Annotated in this window: 23 protein-coding genes and 1 riboswitch; of the genes, 9 read left to right on the forward strand and 14 right to left on the reverse strand. The window is 59.2% G+C overall.

Annotated elements, in window-relative coordinates; all coding sequences use genetic code 11:
* Window positions 1-7: 7 nt before the first annotated feature.
* The 9 genes from cfa to VK725_RS14200 form a co-directional block, all read right to left on the reverse strand.
* Entirely contained in the window at window positions 8-1,126 is a 1,119-nt protein-coding gene (gene cfa, locus VK725_RS14160) for a cyclopropane fatty acyl phospholipid synthase (RefSeq protein WP_325318697.1), read from the reverse strand.
* Window positions 1,123-1,485, reverse strand: coding sequence for a DUF190 domain-containing protein (locus VK725_RS14165; protein ID WP_325318698.1), 363 nt, complete (start codon window positions 1,483-1,485; stop codon window positions 1,123-1,125). The genes cfa and VK725_RS14165 overlap by 4 nt, the downstream gene beginning before the upstream one ends.
* Window positions 1,486-1,503: 18 nt before the next feature.
* Window positions 1,504-1,890, reverse strand: coding sequence for a fluoride efflux transporter CrcB (gene crcB / locus VK725_RS14170; RefSeq protein WP_325318699.1), 387 nt, complete (start codon window positions 1,888-1,890; stop codon window positions 1,504-1,506).
* Between the two features lie 68 nt (window positions 1,891-1,958).
* Window positions 1,959-2,034: riboswitch (Fluoride riboswitch) on the reverse strand.
* 29 nt (window positions 2,035-2,063) lie between these two features.
* Complete coding sequence (locus VK725_RS14175) at window positions 2,064-3,167, reverse strand: glycosyltransferase family 9 protein (RefSeq protein ID WP_325318700.1); 1,104 nt, start codon at window positions 3,165-3,167, stop codon at window positions 2,064-2,066.
* Window positions 3,168-3,198: 31 nt separating this feature from the next.
* On the reverse strand, window positions 3,199-3,675 hold the full coding sequence (locus VK725_RS14180) for a hypothetical protein (protein ID WP_325318701.1): 477 nt from the start codon (window positions 3,673-3,675) through the stop codon (window positions 3,199-3,201).
* A 152-nt stretch (window positions 3,676-3,827) separates the two neighbouring features.
* Window positions 3,828-4,103: a cell division topological specificity factor MinE gene (gene minE / locus VK725_RS14185; protein WP_325318702.1), complete on the reverse strand. Its 276-nt coding sequence runs from the start codon at window positions 4,101-4,103 to the stop codon at window positions 3,828-3,830.
* A 5-nt stretch (window positions 4,104-4,108) separates the two neighbouring features.
* Window positions 4,109-4,924: a septum site-determining protein MinD gene (minD, locus tag VK725_RS14190; protein WP_325318703.1), complete on the reverse strand. Its 816-nt coding sequence runs from the start codon at window positions 4,922-4,924 to the stop codon at window positions 4,109-4,111.
* Window positions 4,925-4,957: 33 nt separating this feature from the next.
* Complete coding sequence (gene minC / locus VK725_RS14195; RefSeq protein WP_325318704.1) at window positions 4,958-5,755, reverse strand: septum site-determining protein MinC; 798 nt, start codon at window positions 5,753-5,755, stop codon at window positions 4,958-4,960.
* Window positions 5,752-6,369, reverse strand: coding sequence for a GNAT family N-acetyltransferase (locus tag VK725_RS14200; RefSeq protein WP_325318705.1), 618 nt, complete (start codon window positions 6,367-6,369; stop codon window positions 5,752-5,754). The genes minC and VK725_RS14200 overlap by 4 nt, the downstream gene beginning before the upstream one ends.
* Window positions 6,370-6,579: 210 nt before the next feature.
* On the opposite strand from VK725_RS14200, the gene VK725_RS14205 reads away from it, so the two are divergent.
* The 7 genes from VK725_RS14205 (at window position 6,580) to VK725_RS14235 (ending at window position 14,864) form a co-directional block, all read left to right on the forward strand.
* The gene (locus VK725_RS14205) at window positions 6,580-7,800 is read left to right on the forward strand and encodes a sensor histidine kinase (RefSeq protein WP_325318706.1); all 1,221 of its coding nucleotides are present in this window, start codon (window positions 6,580-6,582) and stop codon (window positions 7,798-7,800) included.
* Window positions 7,801-7,876: 76 nt separating this feature from the next.
* Window positions 7,877-8,518, forward strand: a complete 642-nt coding sequence (locus tag VK725_RS14210; RefSeq protein ID WP_325318707.1) for a response regulator transcription factor — start codon at window positions 7,877-7,879, stop codon at window positions 8,516-8,518.
* A 238-nt stretch (window positions 8,519-8,756) separates the two neighbouring features.
* The gene (locus VK725_RS14215) at window positions 8,757-10,139 is read left to right on the forward strand and encodes a polyketide cyclase (RefSeq protein WP_325318708.1); all 1,383 of its coding nucleotides are present in this window, start codon (window positions 8,757-8,759) and stop codon (window positions 10,137-10,139) included.
* A gap of 165 nt (window positions 10,140-10,304) precedes the next feature.
* On the forward strand, window positions 10,305-11,243 hold the full coding sequence (locus VK725_RS14220) for an ABC transporter ATP-binding protein (RefSeq protein WP_325318709.1): 939 nt from the start codon (window positions 10,305-10,307) through the stop codon (window positions 11,241-11,243).
* An 8-nt stretch (window positions 11,244-11,251) separates the two neighbouring features.
* Window positions 11,252-11,974, forward strand: coding sequence for an ABC transporter permease subunit (locus tag VK725_RS14225; RefSeq protein ID WP_414648510.1), 723 nt, complete (start codon window positions 11,252-11,254; stop codon window positions 11,972-11,974).
* 3 nt (window positions 11,975-11,977) lie between these two features.
* Window positions 11,978-13,900 carry a GldG family protein gene (locus tag VK725_RS14230; RefSeq protein WP_325318711.1) on the forward strand — a complete coding sequence of 641 codons (1,923 nt, stop codon included), beginning with the start codon at window positions 11,978-11,980 and terminating at the stop codon, window positions 13,898-13,900.
* An 88-nt stretch (window positions 13,901-13,988) separates the two neighbouring features.
* Entirely contained in the window at window positions 13,989-14,864 is an 876-nt protein-coding gene (locus VK725_RS14235; RefSeq protein WP_325318712.1) for a cytochrome c oxidase assembly protein, read from the forward strand.
* Here VK725_RS14235 and VK725_RS14240 read toward each other — a convergent pair.
* From VK725_RS14240 to VK725_RS14250, 3 genes are read right to left on the reverse strand one after another with little or no spacing between them, the layout of a single operon-like run.
* Window positions 14,861-15,631 carry a metallophosphoesterase gene (locus VK725_RS14240; protein ID WP_325318713.1) on the reverse strand — a complete coding sequence of 257 codons (771 nt, stop codon included), beginning with the start codon at window positions 15,629-15,631 and terminating at the stop codon, window positions 14,861-14,863. The genes VK725_RS14235 and VK725_RS14240 overlap by 4 nt on opposite strands.
* Window positions 15,632-15,667: 36 nt before the next feature.
* The gene (locus VK725_RS14245) at window positions 15,668-16,123 is read right to left on the reverse strand and encodes a copper chaperone PCu(A)C (protein ID WP_325318714.1); all 456 of its coding nucleotides are present in this window, start codon (window positions 16,121-16,123) and stop codon (window positions 15,668-15,670) included.
* Entirely contained in the window at window positions 16,120-16,737 is a 618-nt protein-coding gene (locus VK725_RS14250) for an SCO family protein (protein ID WP_325318715.1), read from the reverse strand. Before VK725_RS14250 ends, VK725_RS14245 begins: the two co-directional genes overlap by 4 nt.
* A gap of 81 nt (window positions 16,738-16,818) precedes the next feature.
* On the opposite strand from VK725_RS14250, the gene VK725_RS14255 reads away from it, so the two are divergent.
* A complete protein-coding gene (locus VK725_RS14255) occupies window positions 16,819-17,196 on the forward strand; it encodes a DUF423 domain-containing protein (protein WP_325318716.1) in 378 nt (125 codons plus the stop codon).
* Window positions 17,197-17,211: 15 nt separating this feature from the next.
* Here VK725_RS14255 and VK725_RS14260 read toward each other — a convergent pair whose 3' ends face one another.
* Both VK725_RS14260 and VK725_RS14265 read right to left on the reverse strand, forming a co-directional pair.
* A complete protein-coding gene (locus tag VK725_RS14260; RefSeq protein ID WP_325318717.1) occupies window positions 17,212-17,403 on the reverse strand; it encodes an Arc family DNA-binding protein in 192 nt (63 codons plus the stop codon).
* Between the two features lie 7 nt (window positions 17,404-17,410).
* Complete coding sequence (locus tag VK725_RS14265) at window positions 17,411-18,280, reverse strand: SPFH domain-containing protein (protein ID WP_325318718.1); 870 nt, start codon at window positions 18,278-18,280, stop codon at window positions 17,411-17,413.
* Between the two features lie 204 nt (window positions 18,281-18,484).
* Between VK725_RS14265 and purT the strand changes: the two genes are divergently transcribed.
* A partial coding sequence (purT, locus tag VK725_RS14270; protein WP_325318719.1) for a formate-dependent phosphoribosylglycinamide formyltransferase occupies window positions 18,485-19,164 on the forward strand: 680 nt, incomplete at its 3' end.

Genomic DNA, 19,164 nt, shown 5'->3' on the forward strand with positions numbered 1-19,164 from the left:
GAATGACTCAGCGAGGGACACGGTATCCGCCGGCGACGCCATGCGGGCTCAAGGTAAGTTGCCAGAGTTGATCGCGACGGCTGCGGAACACGGCGGACGATACAGAGAGATAGAACCGCCACATGCGGCGGAAACGTTCGTCGTACCGGGTTGAGAGCGATGGCCATGCGGCGTCGAAGTTCGCACGCCATGCGGTGAGCGTGCGGTCGTAATCGGCGCCGAAATTGTGCCAATCCTCAACCACAAACAAACCTTCCAGCGCCTCCGCAACTTGACTGGCAGCAGGAATCATCGAGTTCGGGAAGATGTACTTTTCGATCCATGGATCAGGACGCCCCGGTGATTGGTTGCTGCCGATGCTATGCAGCAAGAACAAACCATCACTCTTTAGGCAGCGACGCGCGACTTCGAAGTACTCGCGGTAATTCTTGCCGCCCACGTGCTCGAACATGCCGATCGACATGATCGCATCGAACGAATCGTCGAGTTCCCGATAGTCTTGTAACCGAATCTCGATGGGAAAGCCGCTGCAAAGTTCACGCGCCAGTTCAGCCTGTTCCTGCGAAACGGTAATGCCCACGCCTCTCACGCCGTAGCGCTCCGCCGCAAACTTCAGCGCCTCGCCCCAGCCGCAGCCGATATCCAGCACGCGCATGCCGGGCTTCAATTGCAATTTTCGACAGATCAGATCGAGCTTGGCTTCCTGCGCGTCATCCAGGTTGGTGGCCTGCACCCAATAACCGCAGGAATACACCATGTACTTGCCGAGCATGGCTTTAAATAAATCGTTGCCTAGATCGTAATGCAGCTTGCCGATATCGAAAGCGTGCTCACCACGCTGCATGTTGATGAAACGCGCCTTCAGATGCGCAATCAAGGTATCGAGCGTCTTGAGGTGTTCGTCCAGATGGGTGGTCAGGACCTTGGTGAAAAAACCGGGAAGATCGTCGGCATCCCACCACGAATCCATGTACGCCTCGCCCAGGCCGAGCGAGCCGTGTGCGAACACGCGCGCATACAACTGATCGTCATGGACGCGAATGTCGGTGGGTGCGGTGCCATCGATATGCACACCGGCCATTTCGAGCAGTTCGGCAGCGCGCTGTCTGAGCGAATCCTGATTCATGCATGTTGATCCTTGCCCAGTAGGCCAAAGTTTACCGGGGACCATGCGTAAACGACGTCAACGCCTGCGTTGCGCACGTGTTCCAGCAACGTCTTTGCATTTTGTTCGCTGAGTATGAACTCGATCTTTTGTGGTAGATCGTCCGCGAGTTCAAAAAAGGCCTCGTGGTGGATGACGCCATGCCTTCCGTAGCCGGCTGTCGCACGGAACACCGAACCGCCGCCGAGCTTCATACGCTTGGCCAAGCCTAATAACCATTCAGACACCAGCAGGCCCTCGTGCTTGGCGTGTACGTGGGTGTAGAACCTAAGAAAAACGCCGTTGGCCGGGGGATTGTCGGGCGCGATGTTGTTGCTCATGGCGTTGCTCTCTCCGTTTCAATGACGCAACAAACCGCGCGTCAGGAAAATACCCACGATGGTCATGGCCAGACTGCCGAAAAGATGCACGGCGACATGCGTACCAAACCACAGGTATTGGCCGCGTAACAACAGCGTGTCCGCTTCGGCGGAAAAGGTGGAGAAGGTGGTCAGCCCGCCCAGAAAGCCGGTCATGATCAGCAGCCGCAGTTCCGGTGGCAGCGTCTGGAAATGTTCGAAGACGCCCATCATGCAGCCCATCATCAGGCCGCCACTAAGGTTGGCCGCCAGAGTGCCCAGCGGAACGGTAGGGAAAATGGGGTTGAGCAGTACGCCGAGTATCCAGCGCAGCCAACATCCGAAGGCGCCGCCGATACCGACGGCGAGAAATCCGGTCATGCTCACGTTGTGTTGCCTCCTTGTTGCCATGGTTCCATTCCACGGCAACAGGCACGCCTGCGCCGCCGGAATCCGGTGGTGCAGGCATCATCAACCTTTCGGTGGTTTGTTCCGGAACGGAACAGGAGGCATGCCATCTCCCTCATGCCGACATGCTAGCTGATGCCGGTGGGGGCCGGTCAAATGCTCCCGCCGGGAGTGAACTCGGGCATTGCGGCGATGGCGAGCGCCACGTCTTCCGGCGCCATGCCGTGCGCGGCGATGGTGTGACGGCCGCGGCCATAAGGACCCCATTCGCCACCGTTGGTGACGGTAAAGATACCCATCGTCGGCACATCCGACGCGCAGGCCAGGTGCATAATGCCGCAGTCCGCGCTGATATAGACGGCCAAACCGGAAAGCACGCTAGCTAGCTTGCGCAGATCGCTGGAAAAATACGCCGGGTACTTCGAACTGAGCATCGATTTTCCGGACGCTGGAACGATCTCGACAAAACTATAGTCCGGGTGCTGGGCTTGCAACACCTGCAGGAAACGCGTCCACCACGCTTCGCCCAGCAACTTCGGGCCAGTTGCGTTGGCAAAGATGCCGATGATGCCGCGGCCGGGCGATTCGATTCCGCTGGCGCCCAGCGAACGGGTGAGCGCGTCGCGTCCCTGTTCGCGTTCCACAGCATTCAGGCGAATATCCGGCACGGGATATTCTGCCGCGGTGTCGCGGCCCATTGCGCTGCGCAGCAGATAGACCGGGCGACGTCCTTTGCTTTCCAGGTTGGAAGGCAGCGGTACGGCATGCGTGATTTCGCCATGCTTCTTCGGGCTACTGAAGCCAAGCGTGTAGGTCGAGTTCGACAACAGCATCAACAGGCGACCGGTTTGAGATAATGGGTCTGCGTCGATCGCCAGGTCATAGCGAATCTTGCGCATGCGCTTGAGCGTGCCGAAGAACTGAAACGGATGGCCGACGCCATGCGCAGGCATCCTGAAGATGTTTTGCACGCTGAAGAAGCGGCCGTACACGTCTTTCGCGATCGGGCTGCGCGTAAGAATGTCGATTTCCGCGGCGGGATAGACCTTTTCCAGTTCCGCCAGCAACGGTGTCAGCAAAAGCGTATTGCCCAGGCTGTGGCTGACATGGCAAACCAGAATGCGGTAGATGCCTTTTGCCGGCAGCGGATCGGAAGTCGGCTGTCCGTGGTTGCCGAAGATTAGGCGCATCAGCCGGCGCGCGACGCGGCGGCGAAAGTCGTTGATGGGGTCGTAGTAGCGCGTGTTCTTCAGCACGGTGGGTTTCGTCAGGATTGGGCGACGGCGACTATACCGGTTCGCCGTCACGGGTAAGCAGACCCCGAGCAACTAACCAGTCGCGAGCGTTCTCGGCGTCCTGTTCGAACCAGGCGCGGGCCGAACCCAGCCGGAAGGAGTAACCCCAGGCATCCATGTCAGACATGATGCGTTGGCGCCCCACGCCGGGAAGGGTATCGCCCAGCACAATCTGCAAATAACAGACGGCGTCTTCTTCTTCGATGGAATCGGTAGCGTCGGTGTGAACCTCTTCCCGTCGCTCCGGCGGCAGCACGATCAGATGGCCGGCCTCGTGCAAAAGGGAATGGACGGGCGTGTCGCTGCGCACATACACGGTGTTGCCGATGATGCCGGCTTCGTCGTCGCCCCAGAAGCTGCCGGGGATGCCTTCGCCGTCGGCGACGCGCACAAGGCTCAGGCCGTGACGCGTGAGCAGCGCTTCGATCAATGCATTGTCGATGTCCGCGATGCGAAGAACGGAGTGCACGTGCGTGGAGGCTCGGTGTGTTTGCGTGGTGGAGAGAGCCGTTAGATGGGGGCAGTCAGGTTCGGAGCGGGCGCGGTCCTTCGGAAAAGATCGTTGCGCTCCGATCGTACCCTCACCCCAATCCCTCTCCCAATGGGAGAGGGACTTGAAGATCACGTTGCGGCGTTGCCGGCGGGTTTGACGTCCGGTAACGCCACTGAAAGCTCAAGTACTTCGTGTCCGCTGTCGCGTTCAACGTTGATGTTGATCGCGTCCAGGTCGACGTTCACGTACTTCTTGATGACTTCGAGCAATTCATTGCGCAGCAAGGGCAGGTAATCCGGCGCGCCGCGGTTGGAGCGCTCCTGCGCGACGATGATGCGCAGACGCTCTTTGGCGACCACGGCGGTCGGTTCGGGCCTGCGCTTTAGGAAATCGAGGATACCCATCGCGATCAGCCTCCGAATACGCGCTGGAAGAAGCCCTTCTTGGGTGCGTCAAGGAAGCGCATGGGGCGGGTTTCGCCAAGGATGCGGGCCACAGTGTCGCGATAGGCCTGCCCGGCGTACGAGTTTTCGTCGAGGATGACCGGCACGCCGGAGTTCGATGCGGCGAGCACGTTCTCCGATTCCGGGATGACACCCACCACGTTGAGGCCCAGGATCTCCTCGACGTCTTTCACGCTGAGCATTTCGCCCTGTTCCACGCGTGCGGGGTTGTAGCGAGTAAGCAGCAGATGTTGGGCAATGGCGCCATCGCCGCGCTCGGCGCGGCGTGTCTTGCTGGCGAGAAGGCCGAGGATGCGGTCGGAGTCGCGCACCGACGATACTTCCGGATTCACCACCACGACCGCGTGATCGGCGAAGTACATCGCCAGATGCGCACCCTTTTCGATACCGGCCGGCGAGTCGCAGACGATGTAGTCGAAGCCGTCGTTCGACAGGTCGGTGAGCACTTTCTCGACGCCTTCCTGTGTCAGCGCGTCTTTATCGCGCGTTTGGCTGGCGGCGAGCACGGAGAGATTGTCGTAGCGTTTGTCCTTGATCAACGCCTGCTTGATCGTCGCTTCGCCCTGGATGACGTTGACGAAGTCGTACACCACGCGACGTTCACAGCCCATGATCAAATCGAGATTTCGCAAGCCGACGTCGAAGTCGATGACCGCCACTTTCTTGCCTTGCATGGCCAGTCCGGTAGCAAGCGATGCGCTGGTGGTGGTTTTGCCGACGCCGCCCTTACCGGACGTCACAACGATAATCTCAGCACTCAAGGCTCATCTCCGAATGTGTTCTTGTAATAGTTGTCATTTTAGTGGCGCAATCAATAATTTTTCGCCTTCGAGCCAGCATTGCACAGACTGACCCTCCAGGTCTTTGGGAATTTGTTCGAAGACTCGGTAGTGGCCGGCAATAGCGATCAGTTCGGCACGGAAATCCGACACGAAGATGCGGGCTTTGATATCGCCTTGCGCGCCAGCCATCGCGCGACCCTTCAGGCTGCCATAGATGTGGATGCTGCCATCGGCGATGACTTCGGCGCCGTTCGCAATCGCGCCGGTGACGACAAGATCGCGATCGCGCGCATATACCTGTTGACCCGAACGCACTGCGCCCTCGTGACGTTGCGCGCCGACAGGCGTGTCCGTCGGTGAAAGCACCGGTTCGCGCACTGGTACGGGTACAGGCGCCGGTGCGGCAACCGCAGCCGCAGTCGCAGCATTCGTCGCGGGTGGCGCGATGCTGCCGCCGTCGGCGGGTTCATAGGCTGCACGGAACTTGGCGATCAGCGGCAGTCCCATGCGTTGCGCCAGCGCTTCGGTTGCGCTCGTTCCATAAGCCAAACCGACCGGCAACATGCCGGCGCTGCGCACGGCTTCGAGCAGCGCGTCGACGATGCCGTCATCAGGAAGATTGAGCAGGTGACTCAGATCGAGCACCACTGCGGCGCGTGAAAACAGCTGCGGCGCAGCGCGAACGCGGCGTTCAAGCTCCTCGCACAAGGCCGCCGCATCGGGCCGTCGTACGCGCACACAGGCAATCCCGACCTGGCCAAAGCGCAAGTCGCAAGCGTCAGAAGTCTGTTGATCCATTTTTACATTCATGAGCGCCGCTCTCCGGCGAGGCGGCGCTGGGTGGGGTTATCAGTAAGAGTTGGGCGTCCGGCGAGCCAAGGTTCATCCGGCAAACCGCCGTTGTCCAGGTAGGTATCGCGAACATACGTATAGCTGGGTAGATCCTTGGCGAGCAGACTCACTTGCGGACCGTGTTCCCCCATGCGTTGCTGGCCGACCTCCTGAAAACCATACGTGCCGTGGAAGAGCACCACGACATCGTCGACCGGTTCCAGGAACACTTCGCACGCCAACAGCGGCACACGCACTTCGGCGAAGCTGTTTACATCGCAATAGAAAATGCGTCCCAGGCCGTGGCGCCGGAAGGCGTTGGCGATGACGATGCGATCGATGTAGACGAATGACGGATAGTGTTCGTTGAACCAGCGGTAATTGGGACTGCTGTAGTCGCCGCCGTCGCGCAGGGCGATCAGGAAACCAGCAAGCTGGCCGTCGATCTCGGCCACGCGGAAGTAGTCGGCGTGGTCAAAGAAGTAGCGCAACTGCACGGCGTCCAGCACGAGAATGGAGCGGCCGGCGGTGTTGTTGAGCGCCAGGACGGCATCCAATTCGTGCTCGCGCACGTCGCGGATGGCAAGGGCCATTCGTTGCTCCGCAGTGAGTAGTTGCTAAGGAAAAGACCGACTGACGGCCCAGCTCCGGCGCATTATGGCATGTGCCACAAGGCGTATCATCCCGTACTGCGGCATGTAAAACCTTTGTAAAGCCACGCGCCGCGTGAATGGGGTGGTTCGTGGCTAGGGGTGACTTCCCGCGCATTACAGGGCGTCGGCGCGGGGCCTATGATGCATGCCATGGCAATGACAACCAACTTCAACCATTTGCGGCTGCTGCGCATTACCGGACTTATCGCTTATCTGTGCGATGGCACGCCGCTGTTCACTAATTGGGCGACCGAGCGGCTGAATTTGTTGCACCGGCCCGACTTCGCGTTGCTGCTTTGCACGCTGTTTTACCTGATCTTCGGCATCCTCTATCTGCTGGTAACCAATAACCTCGGCGCACGCACACACGTGGGTGCGCGATTATTTGGCTTGCTACTGATGACGGCTGCGGCGTTGGTGGTGGGCTGGTACAGCCACAGCGGTCTGTCCGCCATTCTCATGGTCGTCATCTCTGTGGTGCTGCCGTGGCTCGTGCCCTTCTGGGTGGGCATCGGGTGGATGGTGCTGCAGACGATTTGTTTGACGGCGGTATTTGCGACCTACGACGGATTCAGCATCGTGCTGGCGGTGCTGCAGGCCGTCATCTATACGGGCTACGCACTGGTCGGTTTCGTGATTTCCACCGTCGCCAGTCAACAGGCGGACGAGCGTGAAGTGCAGCGGCGTCTCAATTCCGAGCTACGGGCAACGCGCGCGCTACTGGCCGAATCCACTCGTATTGCCGAGCGCATGCGCATCGCGCGCGAGCTGCACGACCTGATCGGCCATCACCTCACGGCGCTGAGCCTGAATCTGGAAGTGGCTAGCCATTTGAGCAATGAAGCGGCATCCGAACACGTGCGCAAGGCGCAAAGCACTGCGCGCCTGTTGCTCGCCGACGTGCGCGAAGCGGTGAGCGAGTTGCGCCAGGACGACGCCATCGACCTGACGCAGGCGCTGCAAAGCCTTATCGATGGCGTTCCCAGCCTGCAGGTTCACCTGACCACCCCGCCGCGTTTTGGCGTGGAAGACCCGCGCCGGGCACAGGTGTTGCTGCGCTGTGTGCAGGAAATCATCACCAATACCGCCAAGCACGCCGGCGCCCGCAATCTGTGGCTAACCTTCGCCTATGACGATGAAAATCTGCTCAGTCTGAACGCGCAGGATGATGGCCGCGGCTCCACATCGATCCTTCCGGGTAACGGTTTATCCGGGATGCGCGAACGCTTATCTGAGTACGGTGGCGACGTATCGATGGAAAGCGAGACAGGGCAGGGCTTTGCGCTGTGCGTGCGTTTGCCGCTGGGCGAACCCTCGGTGCTGGCGCATACGCCTTCCCGGTTCGAGCCCCCTGCGTTGAGCCTGACATGATGGCCTGCAAGAATTTGTTTCAGTTAGTGGTACGCATGTGGCCTGCGATGAGCCACGAATGTTGCGAGGATGCGCGATGATCTCCGTTTGTCTTGTCGACGACCAGAACCTGGTTCGCCAGGGAGTTCGTTCGCTGCTTGATCTGGCCGAAGATATCCGTGTAGTGGCCGAGTGCGCCGATGGCGTGCAGGCCGTGCAGGACATTCCACGGATCAAGCCCGATGTCGTGTTGCTGGACCTGCGCATGCCCAACATGAGCGGTCTGGAAGTCTTGCAGGCTTTGTCTGCACGCAATGAATTGCCGCCCACGATCATCCTCACCACGTTCGATGACGATCAGCTCGTACTCCAGGGTCTGAAAGCGGGCGCGCGCGGCTATCTGCTGAAAGATGTATCGCTGGAGCAACTCGTGGAAGCCGTACGTACTGTGGCGGCCGGCGGCTCGCTGGTCGCGCCGATGGTGACGCAGCGTCTGCTGGCGGGCGTAAGTCGCATCCACAACCAGTTCACCAGCCTCGAGCAGCCCGACCCGCTGACCGAGCGTGAAACGGAGATTCTGCGCCTGCTTTCGGGCGGTTACAGCAATAAGGAAATTGCCAATTCTCTGAAGGTGGCGGAAGGAACCGTGAAAAATCACGTTTCGAACATTCTCTCCAAGCTCGGCGTACGCGATCGTACCCGTGCGGTGCTGAAGGCGCTGGAATTAGGCATCGTCTAGGTAGGATTGATCAGAGCATCCCTAAGGCTCTGGACGTCCAATCCAGAAATGCTGCGTAGCAGCGTGGCTGCGGGCCCGTGTGGCCCGTAGCGTTCCTGAGCGTGAGCAAGTACCATCGGCAGCTTAGGCGCCGGCCGATCCCCGTCTGATGCGGTTTCCCTAAGGGAAAGCCATCCCTGGCGGTCCATCATCGACCTGCGCTTTCCCGCACTAGAGAGACGTCTCGGAGAAACCTGGAATGGCGCGTGTTCTGGAATTTATCGTTGCCCTCATCATCGTCGTTGTTTTCGGCGTTGTGGTGGGTGTCATCATGCCCGGCAGCGGTCACGTTGATCGGTCAGTGGTAGTCAGCAAAGACCTGCGTCAGGTTTACGACGTTGTGGCCAACTTCCGTACCTTCCCCGATTACGGCGTACTGCGCGCGTACGATCCCAGAACCCAATACACGTTGTCCGGCAATGCGTATGGCCCGGGCTCGGAAATCAGCTGGAGCGGTCAGGACGAGAAAGTGGGTGAGGGCAAGCTGACCATCGCTTCGGCCCAGCCCGATTTCGACAAGATCGACAGCACCGTCAACAGCGCGCAGGTCATCTGGAATGTCGACAATGCCTGGCGCGGTAACGACAAGCATTTCACTCTGGATCTGCTGCGTCAGGGCAACACGGGCAAGCTGACCAAGATCACCTGGTCGTATGACGTGGACTACGGTTGGAACCTGCTCAACCGCTACTCCAACATGTACATCCATGGTCAGCCCGACGCGTTCATCCAGTTCAGTCTGAACAATCTGCAGAACGTGCTTGCTGCTGTGCCGAACATCGACTACGGCAGCCTGGTCCCGTACATCACGCAAACCAAGCAGACGCCGGTGCTGATCGTCTCTACGTCGATGCAGCGCAAGGACGGTCTGGATGGCCTCAACGAAGCCGTCGACGCCGCCGTCAAGCAGATCGAAGATGCCGCCAAGAAACTGGGCGTGCACACCAACGGTCCGCGCGTGATCTTCACGACGGATTACGGCGATCAGACCTATACCTTCGATGTCGCTGAGCCGATCGATTCGGCCAGCCTCACCGTTGCCGGTCAGAGCTATCAGCTGACGCCGCCGACTCCACCGTCGTTGACGGAGCAGACAAGTGCGCCGGCGTCGAGCAGTACCGCCGCCAATCCGGCCAACCAGAATCAGGACCCGGGTAGCAAAGATCGCTACGGTCGTCTGGTGATCGACAACAACGTGCGCGCCACGCTTGCATTCGGCGGTCCTGCGCTCGAAGCGGAGTGGAACGGTACGGCTGCCGGTGTCCCGCAGACGCGTGACATGTTGCGCGCTTATGCGCAGACGCACGGTTATAAGTTCGACGAAGTGACCAACCGTCTGTATGACATCCTTGCCCAGCCCGAAGTGAAAGATGCTGGCGGCAACATCACCACCTACGCACAGTACGATGTCTACCTGCCGATCTCCGATTCCGGTAATGGCGGCACGCTGCCGCAGCAGACACCTGAGCAGCAGGCAGGCATCAAGCAGCCGCCCGTGATGAACGCACAACAGCAGCCCGCTTCGAGCGGCACCGCGCCGGCTCCTGCCAGCTCCAGCGCTGCTCCGGCTGGTAACGGCTAAGAAGCTCACCGCTTTGATGGTATGCAAAGCCCTCCCTTCGGGGAGGGCTTTTTATTTCTGCATTCTTTTCACGACCTTATTCGGCGAACTTTGTGCGGCGCTTGCGGTACATTGCCATGCGAACCGCGCAACAACGCGCGTGGCAGGGCTTATCCGCGACTTCACATGATCGAAACCGACAAGCTCACCAAGCGTTACGGCCATTTGACGGCGGTCGATGCGCTAAGCATCTACGCCGAACCGGGTCAGGTATTGGGCCTGCTGGGTCCCAACGGTGCCGGTAAGACAACGGCCATGCGTATGATCGCCGGCTTTCAGGCGCCCACGGCAGGCACGGCGCGTGTCTGCGGATACGACGTGCGCAAAGAGCCACTGAAAGCAAAGCGCGCGCTCGGCTATTTGCCGGAAGGCGCTCCCAGTTACGGCGAAATGACGGTACGCGAATTTTTAGTGTTCATCATGCGCGTGCGTGGATTGCGCTCGGATGTCGGCCGCCGTCGTTTCGATGAAGTGGTCGGCCGCCTTGAACTGGAAGGTGCATTGAACGTCGGCATCGACACGTTATCCAAAGGTTTGCGCAGGCGTGTGGGTCTTGCACAGGCCATCGTGCATGATCCGCCGGTGTTGATGCTCGACGAGCCGACCGACGGTCTCGATCCCAATCAAAAACACACCGTGCGCCAGTTGATCGACGCCATGGCACGTGAGCGCACGATTCTCATCTCCACGCATCTGCTCGAAGAAGTACATGCTTTGTGCAATCGTGTCGTGATCATTGCGGGTGGTCGGCTGCGTGCGGATGCGACGCCCGCCGAACTGGAAGAGCGTTCGCGCTATCACGGTGCCGTGTCGTTCAGTGCGCCAGGCAGTGGCATCTCTCAGGAAATGCTTGGACGTTTGCCACAAGTCGCCGGGATTGAAGTAGACCCTCTTGATGGCCGCGTCACCGTGTTTCCGAAACCAGGAGAGCGCATTCTGGAACCGGTGGAGAGCTTGCTTCGCCAGCAAGGTCTGGAAGTTTCCGAGATCCAGCTGGAACGCGGGCGCCTTGATGAAGTCTTCCGCCAGATCACATTGGGCTCGGAAACGGAGGCGCATCCGTGAATCCAGTGATGGCCTTGACGCGACGCGAGTTGCGCAGCTACTTCGTTACGCCCGTCGCGTATGTGTTTCTGGTGATCTTTCTTGTGCTCTCGGGCATCCTCACCTTCTATGCCGGTGATTTTTACGATCGTGGCATCGCCGACCTGCAACCGTTTTTCGTGATGCATCCCTGGCTCTATCTGATCCTGGTACCTGCGGTGTCCATGCGTTTGTGGGCCGAAGAAGCCAAATCGGGAACGCTGGAATTGCTACAAACGCTGCCGATATCGTCTTGGCAAGCCATGCTCGGCAAATTTCTCGCGGCGTGGCTGTTTATCGGGCTGGCGCTGCTGCTGACGTTTCCGATCTGGATTACCGTGAATTATCTAGGGTCGCCGGACAACGGCATCATCGTCGCCGGTTATCTTGGCAGCTGGCTGATGGCGGGTGCGTTTCTCGCCATTGGTGCATGTCTTTCTACGCTCACCAAGAGTCAGGTCGTCGCATTCATCCTTACGGCGGTCGTATGCGTACTGCTGATTCTTGCCGGTCAGCCGGAGGTGCTCGATTTCTTCCAGGGGGCGTTGCCGCGCAAGCTGGTGAACGCGGTTGCTCACCTGTCCATGTTGCGACATTTCGAGGCGATCGGGCGGGGCGTGTTGGATCTGCGCGACATTCTCTATTTCGTGCTCACCATTGTCGCGTGGCTGGCGGCCGGTGTGCTTGTCCTCGACCTCAAGCGGAGTCACTGAAAGATGGCACGCTTGTTACTGCGTCGACGCACCATTCTGTTCAGCGCATTGGCATTGCTGATCGTGGCGTATTGCGCGGCCACGCTGGTAACGAGCCGCTGGCTGACCATGGCGCGATTCGACCTGACAACCGACGGCCTGTACACGCTGTCGCCTGGAACCGAGCAGGTCATCGGCGGGGCGGAGCGGCCACTGTGGCTCACACTGTATTTTTCGCAACATGCAACGAAAGACCTGCCGCTGGTGCGCAGTTATGAACAGCGCGTGGCGGAGATGCTGCAGGAAATCGTTGCGCAGTCGCGCGGACGCATACATCTGCAGGTCGTTGACCCGGTACCTTACTCGGACGACGAAGCGCGCGCCGAAAGCGGGGGCCTCACGCCTGCAAACGGTGGTAGCAATGGCGAACGTATTTTCTTTGGCCTGGTCGGTAGCACGCGTCCTCCCACCAGCGAAAACGCATCGGACCTGACTACCGATACCGCTGCGGACCAAAACGGGAAGAACGTCGATCGCACCTTGTCGATTCCGTTTCTCGATCCAAACCGCGAAACCTTCCTTGAATACGACGTCGCCAAGTTGCTGTACCAGCTCGACCAAGCGAAAAAGCCTCATATCGGCGTCATCAGCGCACTGCCCGTGATGGGCGATCCGCTAAATGGAGTGCAACCCTGGACGGTCATGCGCCAGTTGCAACAGCTGTTCGATGTCGATGCGCTCGACGCCGACAAAATCAAACACATCGATAGCGATATCAAGGTTCTTTTGTTGATTCATCCCAAGCATTTGTCGAACGATGCGCAATACGCCATCGATCAATACGTGTTGGCCGGAGGGCAACTTGTCGTCTTTGTCGATCCGTTTGCAGAGTCCGACCCCACGCCGTTGGCGGATGAAGCGACTGGCGTGCAAGGCGATCGCAGCTCCAATCTACCGCGTCTTTTCGCCGATTGGGGGGTGCAGTTCGATCCTAGCCAGATAGTCCTCGATCGCTCGCGCGCGCTACAGATCGAACTCAACGGTGCCAATCTCGCCCATCCTGCGATGCTCGGTTTGGGTGCGCAGGAAATCAATCGCGATGATCCCGTCACCGCAAGCTTGCAACGGGTCAATGTGTCCACGGCAGGTCACTTCGATCTGTTGCCAAATGCGACGACGCGACTTGTTCCGCTATTGCAGAGCAGTGCCGATGCCGAAGTGGTGCCCACGCAGCGCGTGATCGATGCGGGGAGCAACCCCACCAGCCTGTTGCAGGGTTATCAGCCACAAAACCAGAATTACGTGATCGCTGCACGCCTGCATGGTCCCTTTGCCAGCGCGTTCCCGGAACTTGCCAAACGCGCAGGCCACGTTGCGGCATCGCCGACCAATGCAGAAGTCATTTTGATCGCCGACACGGATATGTTGACCGACCGCTTGTGGGTGGAGACACAAACGTTGCAAGGTTTCGTGGACCAGCAGAGTGCGTTCGCCAATAACGGTGACTTCATCAACAACCTCGTCGACAACCTGACTGGATCGTCGGCGCTGCTTTCCATTCGTGGACGCTCGACATCGCAACGTCCGTTCACGCGAGTGCTCGCCCTGCGGCGCGCCGCGGACAGCAAGTTCCTGCAGAAGGAACAGGAGCTGGAAAGCGAGTTGGCCGATACCAAGCAGCGGCTCGACGAACTACAGCCGTCCAAGGGTGCACGCGACGCATCCACCAATGCCGAGCAGAAACATGAAGTGGAGCAGTTCCTGCAACGAGAGCTCGAAATCAGCAAGGAGTTGCGCGATGTGCAGCACCAGCTCAACGCCGAAATCGATGCGTTGGGCACGCGCATCAAAGTCATCAACATCACGCTGTTGCCGGTGCTGATCAGTCTGTTCGGTCTTGTATACGGCTGGCGCCGCACGCAGCGTAACCGCCGTCAGCGCCCGTGATGGCAATATGCCGCACGGGTAGCTCGCCGGCCAGGACATGGCGTGATTTAAGCTTGACCACGGCCGTAGTACGGCGTGAGCGGAGGCGATGATTGCAGTCTTGATGAAATGGATCGTTCCATGGGAATTTTCGTGGGTCTTCCTCGCGATCTTCCTAGGAACGTGCGTGCTCTATTGGCGAGGTTGTAAAAAGTTGCCTGTCAGTGGCGGGCGCCGCATGGCCTTCTGGTCCGGCATGGCCATCGTTTATTTGACGCTTCAAACGTATTTCGACTTCTACGCCGAGCATGAATTCTTCATGCATCGCATTCAGCAATTGCTGCTGCACCATCTGGCGCCGCTGATCATCATGGCGTCCTATCCGGGCTCGGTGTTGCGTGCAGGACTGCCTTTACGTTGGCGTGTGCATGTGTTGCGGCCGGCGCTGCGTACGTGGCCATGGCGCATCGTTAACGCGGTGCTACTCAACCCGGCAGTGGCGACCATTCTGTTTGTCGTGTTCGTCCTGATCTGGCTGATACCGTCGATGCAGACGATGGCGATGCTCGACTGGCGCGTTTATCGCTTCATGAATTGGTCGATGATTGTCAGCGGTTTCATTTACTGGGGGCTTGTGCTCGATCACCGGCCACGTCCGCCAGGCCGCATGATTCCAGGTGTGCGCGTGCTATCGCCAGGCATCACGATGGCGCCGCAAATTCTGGCCGGTGCCATCATTACTTTCTCCAAGGCCGATCTTTACCCGATCTTCGAAATCTGTGGCCGTGCATTCAACTTCAACGTATTCACCGGCCAGTTGATTGGCGGAATCATCATCTGGGTGCCTGCGGCAACCATTGAGACCATCGGCGGCCTGCTTGCCATGCGTCAATGGCTGCGACTTTCGCGTAGCGGCCGCATTCGTCGCCAGGCGCAATCGCGACGGCTGCTGGGTGATGCGGCGCCGTTACGCGGGCACAGCTAATTTGCGGTGTGCACGTGCACCAGTCGGCGCGCTGTAAAGTGGGCTTCGGCAGGGTAGCCAAATGCATTGTTGATATAAGTCACCTCGTCGATGATGACGTGCCGATTGACGTGGCTGTGCCCATAGACGTGAATGCACGATCCCAGCTGCCGCAGCTGCTTCTCCAGCACGGTCGAGCCCAGAACGGGATAAATCTTTCGATGGCGGGCGGGAATGCGATCGGGCATCAGATCGATGCGCGGTAGAAAATGCGAGAACGTGATGATTTTTTTCGCTCCATCGAGCTCATGCGATGACGGCGCGATATTGCGTTCTGTGAAGAAACGAGTGATGGCCGCATCGTCATAGCCTTCCGGCCAGCGGCACGCGCGGTAGTCCACCCATGCACTTTTGAGAAAGTCGCTGGCGTCGCCAAAGGAATAGTCGTACCAGCCCAGCAGCGGAACGATGGCCAGTTCGCCGTGGCGAAAAGGTGTCACGTGTACGCCATGGTGCGTCGCTACGTTGCGCACGGTGATGTATTTCTCGAAGGAGTCCTGTGCGTCGCTGCGGTGAATCCACAAATCATGGTTGCCGGGCACGTAGAGTACGGTACGGAAACGACGCGTCAATAACGCGAAGCATTCATCGATAAGTGAAAGCTTGTCCGAGATATCGCCGGCAAGTATCAGCACGTCGTCATTGTAATCGTGCGAAGACAACTGCCCCAGCCATTCGCGGTTGGGTTCATAGTCCACGTGCAGATCGGAAACAGCAAATACTCGCATCGACGGCTCGCCTCGGGCAGCCTGCGTTAGGTGCAGCTAGTTCGTGTCGACCGCGTTGGCCGGACGTACGAGAAAGGGCACGAGCAACTGGCTTCCATCGGCAAAGCTCAGCGCGATGTTGATGCTGTCACCCGGTTTGAGTGGATGTGTCGCATGTTCAAGCATCAGGTGATAGCCACTGGGGGACAGCGAGACGACCGCATGCGCGGGAATCGCCAGATGGTCCACCATCGTCATGTGACTCACGCCATCCGCGTCCTGCGTGCTTTGATGAATCATGGCCGAGGCGTAGGCGTTTGTGTGCACGGCTGCAATCGTTGCAGCTGTTGCGTCGTTGTTCTGTAAAGTCACGTAACCTGCTGCGGGTAGATCACCTGGCAACAAGCGAATCCACGCATGTGCCGCGGTGACATGATCGGCTTGCGCGGCAAGCGTATTGCCGGCGGACAGCACGCCAATCAGAAGCAGCGCGAACAAAGCACGTCGTGTCACGACGCATTTCCCGAGCCAAGCATCAGCTGCAGATCGTGCACGATCTTGTCTTGAGCATCCGCCGGTGTGGCGAGCAGACGCGCCTTTCCGTTCTCATCGAAAATGTAGATGCCGGAGCTATGGCTGACTTCGTAACTACCATCCGCAGCGCCTGGCTCACGCGAGAACGCGGCGCGATAGCGCTTGGTGAGTGCTTCGATATCCGTCGCAGAGCCAGTGAGTCCAACTACGCGCGGATCAAAGGCTTTGACGTAATCGTGCATGACCGCGGGTGTGTCGCGTGTGGGATCCACGCTGACAAAAAGGATGCGCACGTTGTCGGCCGGCTTGCCGAGCTTTTGCATCACTACGTGCAGATGGGCCAGCGTCAATGGACACACGTCCGGACAATGGGTGTAGCCGAAATAAAGCAGCGCGATCTTGCCGTGGTAATCGGCCGCGGTCACGGTCTTGCCTTCGTCGTTGGTAAGCTGGAAGGTAAGATCCGGCATGTGTCCGGTGATATCGGAGAGCTGCCACGGTGGCTGTTCATCGCGGTGGCAGGCGGCAAGCAGCACGCTGACAGCGAAGACGATCGATAGGGAGGCCAGGCGGGCAAGGCGCGGCAACTTCATGCAAAAATCCCGTGGTAGACCGAACAAGCATACGCCACGCGCGATGTTTCATCGCGCTTTCGTCGAGGGAAACCCGTCTTCATGCGACAACTTGTCCGTAAAAGCGATGGCTGGCTGGTGGGAATCGCCGGCGCCAGTGCCGTGGTGTTGGGCGCTTTCGGCGCGCACGCGCTACGCGACGCTCTTGGCGCTTCTCAGCACGAGCTCTGGCATACCGCAGTGGAGTACCACTTCTGGCACGCGCTGGCGCTCGCGCTTGCAGTGTGGTGTCGGCCGGGCAGGGCGTCGCGCGCTGCGGTGATCTTGTTTGCGTTAGGCATCGTGCTCTTCAGCGGTAGCCTCTATGCGCTCGCGCTAGGGGCGCCGCGATGGACCGGGATCGTGACGCCATTTGGCGGTGTGGCATTTATCGCCGGATGGATCGCGCTGGGATTGGCATTTCGCTCCCAGCGCGATTGAGTGGCGGCGACGCGCTCAGTGCGTGTCGTCATCCGTCAGCGGTTTAACCTTTCCTGGCTTCAATCGCCCGCTTTTCTGCAAGGCTTCGCGCAGCACATATTCGATCTGGGCGTTGACGCTTCGCAATTCGTCATCCGCCCAGCGTTGCATGGCTTCCAGCACCGTCGCGCTGATGCGTAGCGGATAGGCTTTTTTATCGGCCGCCATGATGCCGTCAGTTGTGGAGTGTGCCGGCGTTGACTACCGGTTGCGTGCTGCGATCGCCGCAGAGCACCACCAAAAGATTGCTCACCATCGCAGCCTTGCGCTCTTCGTCCAGATCGACCACGCCCTGCGTGCGCAGCTTTTCCAGCGCCATGGCGACCATGCCGACAGCACCTTCGACGATGCGCTCGCGCGCGGCGATGATCGCGCTTGCCTGCTGCCGCTGCAGCATGACCTGTGCAATTTCCTGCGCGTAAGCGAGATGGCTGATGCGCGATTCGGTCACCTGCACACCGGCTTTGCCCAGTCGAGCCTGGATTTCGTCGCGCAGGTGATTGTTGATTTCCTCGCCGTGACTGCGCAGCGACGGTTTGCCATCGTCGCGCCCATCGTAGGGATAGCTTTGTGCCATCTGACGCAACGCGGATTCGCTTTGAATCTGCACGAAGTTCTCATAGTTATCGACGCAGAACACGGCCTCGGCCGTATCGACGACCTGCCACACCACCACCGCGGCGATTTCGATGGGATTGCCGTCGAAATCGTTGACCTTCAACTTGTTGCATTCGAAGTTGCGCACGCGCAGCGAGACGCGCCGCTTGGTGTAGAACGGATTGGTCCAGCGCAGACCCTCCAAGCGAACCGTGCCGACGTACTTGCCGAACAACTGCATCACTTGCCCTTCGTTCGGGGCAACCTGGAAGAACCCCTTGAGGAACCAGATGTCCAGGGCATGGATGGCGATACCTATGCCACCAATCCAGGGCGGCATGCCCTCCTGGCCGACCAGAAGGTAGAAAACGAAACCCGACAGTGCCAGCAGCAACCACACGACGACGAACGGAATACCGCTGACCGAAAACGCAGTGCGCTCATTCATGGTTTGACCCTCCTGATGCGCGGATTAGATATCTTTTTGATATCAGATGCAAGGACCGATCGGATAGCCAAAATAGGGCCCCCGATCAGGGCTGACGGGTGTGGTGGTGCGCTAAGAGATCGGATCGCTTGTTTCGTTCGCATAGCGAGTCATCGCCGGACGGCAACGCGCTAGTCGTACAATCTCAGTTTTCAGGAGATCGCGATGAAGCCGTTTGGAACGCCCCATTCGAACCATGCCCTTAAGGTTCTACTGTTGGGGTCCGGCGAGCTTGGCAAGGAAGTGGCGATCGAACTGCAGCGCTTTGCGGTGGAAGTGATCGCGGTGGATCGTTATGCGAACGCGCCCGCCATGCAGGTGGCGCATCGCAGTCACGTCATCGATATGCTGGACGGCGCGGCCCTGCGCGCCTTGATAGAGCAGGAAAATCCCGATCTCGTCGTTCCTGAAATCGAAGCGATTCACACGCCAACGTTGGTGGAACTGGAAAAAGAGGGGTTGAAGGTCGTTCCGACCGCGCGCGCCACGTGGCTGACCATGAATCGCGAAGGCATTCGTCGACTCGCCGCGGAAGAACTTCGTCTGCCCACGTCGCCCTATCGCTTCTGCGATAGCGAGTCGCAGTATCGCGATGCCGTTACGGCTATCGGCTATCCCTTCGTGATCAAGCCGGTGATGAGCTCCTCCGGTAAGGGCCAAAGCATCGTGCGCGACGCATCGGGAGCGCAGCGAGCATGGGACTATGCCCAATCGGGTGGCCGTGCGGGCAAGGGACGGGTGATCGTCGAGGGTTTTGTGCCGTTCGACTACGAAATCACTGTGCTCACCGTGCGACACAAGAGCGGCACCAGCTTCTGCGCGCCGATCGGGCATCGCCAGGAAGA

Source organism: Dyella sp., from assembly GCF_035486915.1.
Classification (GTDB): domain Bacteria; phylum Pseudomonadota; class Gammaproteobacteria; order Xanthomonadales; family Rhodanobacteraceae; genus Dyella_B.